The sequence below is a fragment of the Stenotrophomonas pictorum JCM 9942 genome (assembly GCF_001431585.1).
Taxonomy (GTDB): domain Bacteria; phylum Pseudomonadota; class Gammaproteobacteria; order Xanthomonadales; family Xanthomonadaceae; genus Stenotrophomonas; species Stenotrophomonas pictorum.
This window is the reverse complement of the sequence record NZ_LLXS01000074.1, coordinates 1-8,409: the sequence shown is the minus strand read 5'-3', so window position 1 is coordinate 8,409 and position 8,409 is coordinate 1. Positions and strand designations below refer to the sequence as shown.

At 63.8% G+C, this 8,409-nt stretch carries 10 protein-coding genes and 1 pseudogene; 9 read left to right on the top strand and 2 right to left on the bottom strand.

Going from position 1 to position 8,409, the window contains the following annotated elements; translation table 11 throughout:
* The first annotated feature begins 415 nt into the window (after positions 1-415).
* From ARC78_RS15815 to radC, 6 genes are all read left to right on the top strand, one after another.
* A complete protein-coding gene (locus ARC78_RS15815; protein ID WP_054660642.1) occupies positions 416-1,372 on the top strand; it encodes a DUF932 domain-containing protein in 957 nt (318 codons plus the stop codon).
* Between the two features lie 3 nt (positions 1,373-1,375).
* Positions 1,376-1,693, top strand: a complete 318-nt coding sequence (locus ARC78_RS15810) for a hypothetical protein (protein WP_054660644.1) — start codon at positions 1,376-1,378, stop codon at positions 1,691-1,693.
* A gap of 76 nt (positions 1,694-1,769) precedes the next feature.
* Complete coding sequence (locus ARC78_RS15805; protein WP_057506632.1) at positions 1,770-2,747, top strand: YqaJ viral recombinase family nuclease; 978 nt, start codon at positions 1,770-1,772, stop codon at positions 2,745-2,747.
* A 2-nt stretch (positions 2,748-2,749) separates the two neighbouring features.
* The gene (locus ARC78_RS15800; protein WP_057506631.1) at positions 2,750-3,643 is read left to right on the top strand and encodes a recombination directionality factor; all 894 of its coding nucleotides are present in this window, start codon (positions 2,750-2,752) and stop codon (positions 3,641-3,643) included.
* Positions 3,644-3,667: 24 nt separating this feature from the next.
* Complete coding sequence (locus ARC78_RS16830; protein WP_158499998.1) at positions 3,668-3,826, top strand: hypothetical protein; 159 nt, start codon at positions 3,668-3,670, stop codon at positions 3,824-3,826.
* A gap of 147 nt (positions 3,827-3,973) precedes the next feature.
* Positions 3,974-4,462: a RadC family protein gene (gene radC, locus ARC78_RS15795; protein ID WP_232528822.1), complete on the top strand. Its 489-nt coding sequence runs from the start codon at positions 3,974-3,976 to the stop codon at positions 4,460-4,462.
* Between the two features lie 316 nt (positions 4,463-4,778).
* Here radC and merR read toward each other — a convergent pair whose 3' ends face one another.
* Positions 4,779-5,186 (bottom strand): mercury resistance transcriptional regulator MerR, encoded by a 408-nt coding sequence (gene merR / locus ARC78_RS15790; protein WP_012480188.1) that lies wholly within the window; start codon positions 5,184-5,186, stop codon positions 4,779-4,781.
* A 74-nt stretch (positions 5,187-5,260) separates the two neighbouring features.
* Here merR and merT point away from each other — a divergent pair, with 74 nt between their 5' ends.
* Genes merT through merA form a run of 3 tightly spaced genes read left to right on the top strand, consistent with a single transcriptional unit; the run spans position 5,261 to position 7,607 of the window.
* Positions 5,261-5,611: a mercuric ion transporter MerT gene (merT, locus tag ARC78_RS15785; protein WP_019183730.1), complete on the top strand. Its 351-nt coding sequence runs from the start codon at positions 5,261-5,263 to the stop codon at positions 5,609-5,611.
* 12 nt (positions 5,612-5,623) lie between these two features.
* Complete coding sequence (gene merP, locus ARC78_RS15780) at positions 5,624-5,902, top strand: mercury resistance system periplasmic binding protein MerP (protein ID WP_054660980.1); 279 nt, start codon at positions 5,624-5,626, stop codon at positions 5,900-5,902.
* 10 nt (positions 5,903-5,912) lie between these two features.
* A complete protein-coding gene (gene merA / locus ARC78_RS15775; protein ID WP_057506629.1) occupies positions 5,913-7,607 on the top strand; it encodes a mercury(II) reductase in 1,695 nt (564 codons plus the stop codon).
* A gap of 82 nt (positions 7,608-7,689) precedes the next feature.
* Here merA and ARC78_RS15770 read toward each other — a convergent pair.
* Positions 7,690-8,409, bottom strand: a pseudogene (locus tag ARC78_RS15770) (ISL3-like element ISStma11 family transposase); the annotation flags it as partial.

Sequence of the window (8,409 nt, the reverse complement as noted above, 5' to 3'; positions counted from 1 at the left end):
TTTTTCAACAGAATAGGCCGAGAGCGGACGCACCACCTCATACTTCCAGGCTTTTGGGCCTTTTCTGGCTCATGGGGACTGACTCACTGGCGATTTCGTCCGAGCGTGAGTGGATAATGCGCAAAGAGTCGATCTAAGAAAATCTCAGCCACATATCACCTCGTTGAAGCCAGTAGGGTCTGGCTTTGCGCAAGGGCACAGCGCTCCTTGTGCACCTTGAAGATGGATTCCTTATGAGTGACAGGTCCGAGGCGGTCTACTGCGTTCTTGTAGTAGTCGCGGCGGCTCTGGTGAGCGTCGCCAGATGCGTCAGCTGCAAACGCCCAAGATTTCCGTAATCCAACCCGCGACAGACCACAAGGCCCGGCATTCGCCGGGCCTTGTGCGTTTATGCCCAAGAGTTAGGAGAAGAAAGATGCACCTGGTTGAAACAATGGCCTATGCCGGCGAACGACCGTGGCACGGGCTCGGCAACAAGCTTGCGCCGCAGCAGCCCATCGAGGTCTGGAAGCGCGAGGCCGGGATGGACTGGTCGATCGAAGAGTCCGAAGTCCGCTACGTGGTCGGGAAGAACGGGATCGGGGCCATCAACGCTTTCCCGGAACAGAAGGTCCTGTACCGGTCAGACACGCAAGCCCCGCTGTCCGTCGTCTCCAAGCGCTACAAGGTCGTCCAGCCGGGGGAGATCCTGGAGTTCTATCGCGACCTGACCGAGGTCGGCGGCTTTGAGCTGGAAACGGCCGGCGTACTGCGCGAAGGCCGTAAGTTCTGGGCCTTGGCCAGGACTGGGCAGAGCACGGTGCTCAAGCGGAAGGACCGCGTCGAAGGCTACCTGCTGCTGGCCACGGCCTGTGATGGGACGCTGGCCACCACAGCCCAGTTCACCTCGGTTCGGGTCGTGTGCAACAACACCTTGGCCATCGCACTGGGCAGCAATGCGGGCGTCGTGAAGGTGCCGCACCGCAGTCAGTTCGACCCCGACGTGGTGAAGCGTCAGCTGGGCATCACCGTATCGACCTGGGATTCGTTTGTGGCCCAGATGAGGGCGCTGGTTGAGACCCCGGTAGACCCGGACTCGGTGGACGGACTCCTGCGCCGGGTGTTGACATACCCCAACCCGGACGGGCAGGGAGTCGCGGTCAACGAGCAGGCCTTCACGGTCGCCCGTGCGCTGTACGACGGCGCGGGCAGGGGGTCGGAGCTGTCAACGGCCAAGGGGACAGCCTGGGGCGTCCTGAGCAGCGTGACGGAGTTCGTTGACCACCACCGGCGTGCCAGGAGCGACGACCACCGCAGGGATGCGGCATGGTTCGGGGCGGGCGCCCAGATCAAGCAACGGGCCTGGGACGAAGCCATAAAGCTGGTGGCCTGAGCGATGGACGTCGATCAGCTCGACGTTGCGTACATCGCCATAGGGGCCAAGCAAGCACTGGACAAGAGTGGGGCTCCGTACGCGAAGGTCCCGTTCCAAGGGGAGTTGGGCTACGTCCAAGCATGCATCGATCAGGCTGAGCTTCTGACTCGGGCCTGGCGCGCATGTAGTGAGGTGTTCCCCGGTGTCTGGTGCTACGAGGTGGCCGAGCCCTTCGGCGTGGCCTTCGGCAAGCACCTCCTGGCCGGAGGTGGTCCTGAGAGCGCCCAGAGCATCCTCAACGGGGTGCTGGCCTCAGCGATGGCGACAACCCCGGTGTAGGTTCCGTCTCTGTCAAAGCTACCCATAAGCCCGGCCTCCCCACGGAGGCCGGGCTTCTTCGATTGGAGGATTGGAAATGAGCAGATCAGCGGCGATTCGTCTGGTCGACACGCGCTCGATGGAGCGTGAGGAGTGGTTGGAAGTCCGCAATCGCGGCATCGGGAGTTCCGATGCTGCCGCTGCGGTGGGGCTCTGTCCCTACAAGAGCCAGCTTGAGCTCTGGATGGAGAAGACCGGGCGGACGACCCGGGATGATGAGCCCGGCCAGGACAGTCCCATGTACTGGGGCACCCTGCTGGAGCCACTTGTGGCCGGTGCGTATACCGAGCAGACCGGACGGAAGGTCCGCCGGGTCAACGCGGTGCTTCAGCATCCGACCTACAGCTTCATGCTGGCCAATGTCGACCGGGAGGTGGTTGGCGTTCCGGACGTGCAGATCCTGGAGTGCAAGACGGCCGGGGAGTTCGGCTCACGACTCTGGCGGGATGGCGTGCCCGAGTATGTCCAGATCCAGGTCCAGCACCAGCTGGCCGTCACCGGCAAGGCGGCCGCAGACGTGGCCGTGCTGCTCTGTGGCCAGAAGCTGGAGGTGCACCGAATCGAGCGCGACGAGGACGTGGTCTCGCGCCTGATCGTGCTGGAGGCCAGGTTCTGGGAGTACGTGACCCAGGATACCCCGCCCCCGGCGGATGGCAGCGAGTCTGCCGCCCGGGCCCTGCGCAGCTTGTACAGGGGCAACGACACCAGCCTCGACTTCAGCGAAGACGCCGAACTGTCTGCCACCTTCGACGGGCTGGTACTGCTGCGTGACGAGATCGCCCAGATGGACAAACGGGCCGAGCAGATGCGCCAGCAGTTGGAGCAGTCCATGGGCGACGCCTCTCGGGCGATCTTTCCGAGTGGTGAGATCACCTACCGGCGTTCCAAGGACGGCACGAGTGTCGATCTCAAGCGGTTGACCGAGGCCCACCCGGACCTGGTGGCTGAGTTCATCGTCGCCCGACCCGGATCCCGGCGGTTCCGGCTCGTTCCCCATCAAACCCAAGGAGCATGACCATGCTGAAAGGCTTGGCGATCACCCCGCCCGTGGTCGGGCGGATCTCAATCGGCCGCATGGTCGAGCGCAACGGCAAGCGCCTGCCGGAGAAGGATGATCAGTTCACGCTGACCAGTCAGGTACAGAACCGGGAAGGCTGGGTGCTGCATCCGCTGGACGAGGCCCTTCGCAAGGAGGCCGGAGGCAAGCTGCGCTCGATCCCGGTGCGGCTGCTGTTCAACGACCCGGGACTGAACCTTCGTGCCGACTACTCGCTCTTCGACCGGACGACCGGCAGGCCGGTCTGTGTCGGCAACGGGGAGACCAGCCGGAGGATGGGCAAGGACGGCATCACCCAGGAGGTATGCCCTGGCCCGGATGGTTGTCCATTCGCCATGGGCGAGTGCAAGGCCTACGCCCGCTTGAACGTCAGGGTCGGGGACGAGGACGAGTTGGGGAGCTTTGTGCTCCGCACCACGTCGTACAACACGATCCGGACGCTGGCAGCCCGCCTGGCCTACTTCGATGCCGTCTCCGATGGGCGCCTAGCCTGCATGCCGCTGGAACTTAAGCTCCGCGGCAAGTCCACGACGATGAGCTTCAGGTCGGCGATCTATTACGTCGATCTGGTGGTCAGGTCGGGCCTGTCGTTGGAGCAGGCCATCGGGGAGGCGAGGGCGCTCGATCAGGCCCGCAAGGACGCCGGCTTCGATCAGGCGGCTCTGGACGAGGCCGCCAGGCTCGGCTTCGCCAACGGCGCCTTCGAGGACCTGGTAGAGGACGTGCCGGCTGTGGTGGAGGAGTTCTATCCCGGCGAAGCGGGTGTGGCCGGCAACGGCGTCCCAAGCGGGCCGTCTGGCGGCAGCTTGCAGGACAGGCTGGAGAGCAAGGTCGCCCGGATCGCGGGCGGTTAATCGTCAATCAAGAGGAGGAAGACCATGCTGAAGGCAATTGGTGGGGCCGTGGTGTACGGCTTCGCCCTTTACGGACTCAACACCTTCATGGAGAAGGTCAAGGTCATGCAGTGCGTCAAGCGACAGCCGGATCCGGAGGACGCCGGTCAGGTGGCCGGGCAGGAGGGTGTCCACGGCGCGTAGTGGGGGCTCGTCGGAACTGCCTGGCTTGCGGGCAAGGCAGGGCAACGTGAGGGAAAGGAGCAAGGGGGCGGAACCGCGCCCCTTCTCTGTTGTCGTCGAATCAGGGCACGAAAATTCATCGAGGAGAACCAGATGGAGTCACCACCCATGAGCTTGCCCCTGCTGTACGTTCGAAGCGGCGCGCGATCCTACAAGGTTGCCAGCGCCGACGAGGTCTTGGGGGCGGCCCGCGCCGTCGTCGGGCAGAGGATGCAGCGAGGGGCCGCCTTTTCGGACCCCCAGACCGCCAAGGCCTTCTTCCGCGACAAGCTGGGCGGGTTGGGTCAGGAGGTTTTTGCTGCTGCCTTCCTGGACACCCGTCACCGCTTGGTCGGGTACGTGGAACTGTTCCACGGAACCATCGACGGAGCCGAGGTCCATCCGCGGGAGGTGGTGCGTCACGCGCTCCGCTGCAACGCCGCAGCGGTGATCGTGGCGCACAACCATCCGTCGGGCTTGGAAGAACCATCAGCTGCGGATCGCGCGGTGACCGAGCGACTCAAGCAGTCGCTCGCCCTGGTCGACGTGCGCCTGATTGATCACGTGGTGGTCGGTGGACTGCAGACTGTAACCCTGGCGGAACGTGGCTGGCTTTGATGGCCACACGCGAGAACCAGTGGGAAACCGGATCGACTTTCCTGCCAGCCAATAGGGGCTGGCAGGATGTGGTCGGATCCTTTTTTATTTGGGTATCCGGATTTTAGTGTGGGAAGACCGCACTAGCCCTTCTTGTCTGACAGCTCTCGTTCGGTAGGTTTCTGGTATCGCAAGGCTTACGCGCTTTTAGCCTTCAGTGTGGGCTTTGTCTGGCGCATGTCGGTGCAAGGAAACAATCAGTGGCAGGTCACCTTGCCCCCGGCTCGAACTGGGGTTTGAGGCGCAGTGGAACGGAAAACCGGGTTAAGCCACGCGCCTAGCTCCCGTGCAGAGAATCGATCAGCGGGCACGACACAGTGCCTCGCTGCGCATGGCACTCGTTGACCAACCGTGACAGCACCGCTTCGATTCGCGTCAGGTCCGCCATCTTGGTGCGCACGTCGGTGAGCTGGAGCGCAGCCAGCTCGGCGGCTTCGCTGCAGTGAGTGCCGTCCTCAAGCTGTAGGAGTTGGCCGACTTCGTCCAAGTTGAACCCCAGCCGCTGGGCGGATTTCACGAAACGCACCCGCGCCACGTCCGCCGATCCGTAGCGGCGAATACTGCCGACGGGCCGACCTGGTTCTGGCAATAACCCCTTGCGCTGATAGAACCGGATGGTCTCCACGTTGACCCCAGCGGCCTTGGCGAAAGCCCCGATGGTCAGTGTTTGCGGATCGTTCACCATCGCGCTTGACTCCGTACTTGACTACGGAAGTAACCTTAGCGCATCACGCAACGTCTCGGAAGGAGATCCCTCACATGGCAGACCCCAGCAACGGCCGCGGTGCACTGGCCGCCGGTGGCCTCGCCGCCATCCTCGCCTCGACCTGCTGCCTCGGTCCGCTGGTGCTGATCACGCTGGGTTTCTCCGGCGCCTGGATCGGCAACTTGACCGCGCTGGAACCGTACCGGCCGATCTTCATTGGCGTGGCGCTCGTGGCGCTGTTCTTCGCGTGGCGTCGCATCTTCCGGCCGGCTCGCGCCTGCGCGCCGGACGACGCATGCGCCGTGCCCCAGGTGCGGACGGCCTACAAGGTGATCTTCTGGATCGTCACCGCCCTGGTGCTGATCGCGCTCGTGTTCCCCTACCTCATGCCCCTGTTCTACTGAAAGGAGATTGCCATGAAGAAACTCGTCGCATTGCTCGCTCTGACCGTTGCCCTCAGCGCTCCCGCCTGGGCCGCCACCAAAACCGTCATGCTGTCGGTGCCGAGCATGACCTGCGCCACCTGTCCGATCACGGTCAAAAAGGCGCTGACCAAGGTCGAAGGCGTCATCGAGGCCAAGGTGACCTGGGAGCCCAAGGAGGCGGTGGTAACCTACGACGATGCCAAGACCACTCCGGCCGCGTTGACCAAAGCCACCGAGAACGCCGGCTACCCGTCTACCGTCAAGAAGTGAGCACACGCTCATGACCGAGGCGATCACGCTGCACATCGGTGGCATGACCTGCGGGTCGTGCGCCGAGCACGTCAAGCAGACCTTGGAAAAGGTGCCCGGCGTGCGTTCGGCCTCAGTGTCCTACCCACAGCGCCGGGCCGAGATTGAGGCCAGCGTAGGTACCGCCGCGGACGTGACCTCGCTGGTCGCGGCGGTATCCGCACTCGGTTACCGAGCGCAGCTTGCCGATGCGCCGGGGCAACCCAGCGACCTGCTGAACAATGCACAAGAGCGGCTGGGCGGCGAACCAAAGCGCGAGGACGATGAGGCTGCACTGCACGTGGCCGTGATCGGCAGCGGCGGCGCGGCGATGGCGGCGGCGTTGAAGGCCGTCGAGCAAGGGGCGCGTGTGACGCTGATCGAGCGCAGCACTCTCGGCGGCACCTGCGTCAACGTCGGATGTGTGCCGTCCAAGATCATGATCCGCGCTGCCCACATTGCGCATCTGCGTCGCGAGAGTCCGTTCGATGACGGCATTGCCGCCGCCTCGCCGAAGATTCTGCGTAAGCGCTTGCTGGCTCAGCAGCAGGGGCGCGTCGATGAACTGCGCCACGCCAAGTACGAAGGCATCCTGACGAGCACCCCGACCATCACCGTGCTGCGCGGCGATGCCCGATTCAAGGATGCGCACACGCTGACCGTGGCAACCGCTGACGACGGGATGCGCGAGGTGAGTTTCGACCGCTGCCTCATCGCCACCGGGGCCAGTCCGGCGATTCCACCGATCCCGGGCTTGAAAGACACGCCCTTCTGGACGTCGACCGAAGCGCTGGCCAGCGACACGATCCCCGATCGGCTGGCCGTGATCGGCTCGTCGGTGGTGGCCGTCGAACTCGCGCAGGCCTTTGCCCGGCTGGGCAGCAAGGTGACCATGCTGGCGCGCAGCACACTGTTCTTTCGCGAAGACCCCGCCATTGGCGAGGCCATCACGGCCGTGTTCCGCGCCGAAGGCATCGAAGTGCTGGACCACACCCAGGCCAGCCAGGTCGCCTATGAGGATGGGGAATTCGTGCTCACCACCGAACGCGGCGAACTGCATGCCGACCGGCTGTTGTTCGCCACCGGCCGCACCCCAAACACCCGCACGCTCAACCTCGACGCGGCCGGTGTGGTGGTCAATGCGCAAGGCGCCATCACCATCGACCACGCGATGCGCACTACCGTGCCGCACATCTATGCCGCCGGCGACTGCACTGACCAGCCGCAGTTCGTCTACGTCGCGGCGGCGGCCGGCACCCGCGCTGCAATCAACATGACGGGTGGCAACGCGACGCTGGATCTGACGGCGATGCCGGCGGTGGTGTTCACCGACCCGCAGGTCGCCACCGTGGGCTACAGCGAAGCCGAAGCGCACCACGACGGTATCGAGACCGACAGCCGCACGCTGACGCTCGACAACGTGCCCCGGGCGCTGGTCAACTTCGACACGCGCGGTTTCATCAAGCTGGTTTCGGAGGCCGGTTCGGGACGACTGATCGGCGTGCAAGCGGTAGCCCCGGAAGCAGGCGAGCTGATCCAAACCGCAGTACTGGCGATTCGCAACCGCATGACGGTGCGAGAGTTGGCCGACCAGTTATTCCCCTACCTGACGATGGTCGAGGGGCTGAAACTCGCGGCACAAACCTTCACCAAGGACGTAAAGCAACTGTCCTGTTGCGCGGGGTAGTGGCTGGGCCTCTTACCTATGCTTCATCGGCTGAATCACAAATTCAGGCTGAAGCGCCGCCTCTTGCACAATGGGCTGAGGACTATTCGAAATACCCCTCTTCGAGTAGCCGCGCCAGCGTCGGGAGATAGGGGCCGTACTCGACCACGCGCGTGATCTTCTTCTTGCGCGTTGCCGCCGTGGTCATCCGCTGGAACACGAAGTCCGTGGTCATTGGGTCGTCGTCATCGACCAACACGGTTTCGATAACCGAGCCATCCTTGCGCGCCTTCTTGTCGTAGAGCATGCGCGCCCGAAGCACCTCGAAGCTGTAACCCCTGCCCATGCGGTTCATGTCTTTGGCCACTCGGTTGACTGACTCAGTATAGGCATTGGTAATCGGCTGCTCGAAGTAGGCGAAGATTTCGTCGTGCCAGTTGTGCACGGCGGTGGTCAGGTCCTTGAACGTGGCCGCCAATTCGGTCGGAATATTGGCCTGCCACTTCGCGCAGGCGGCTTCTACTGCTGGGCGGGTCTTCTGATCCCAGATCGACAGAAATCCTTCCTTGAGCGCGTGGGCTTCGCTTAGGAGCGGGAACTGTTGGAACCATTCCCGCATCCGGTCCATATCTCTCCCTGTCAGGTCGTGCTGCCGCTTGAGCAGCAGGAACCGCTCGTCCTTGAGTTTGAGGCGCTGCCGGGTGGACAAATCCTTGCGAATGCGCTTGCGCAGCTTCTCCAGCGCGTCGTTCGCCATGCGCTGGATATGGAATCGATCGACCACGATCCGGGCCTGTGGCAGCGTGGCGCGCACCACCTGCCG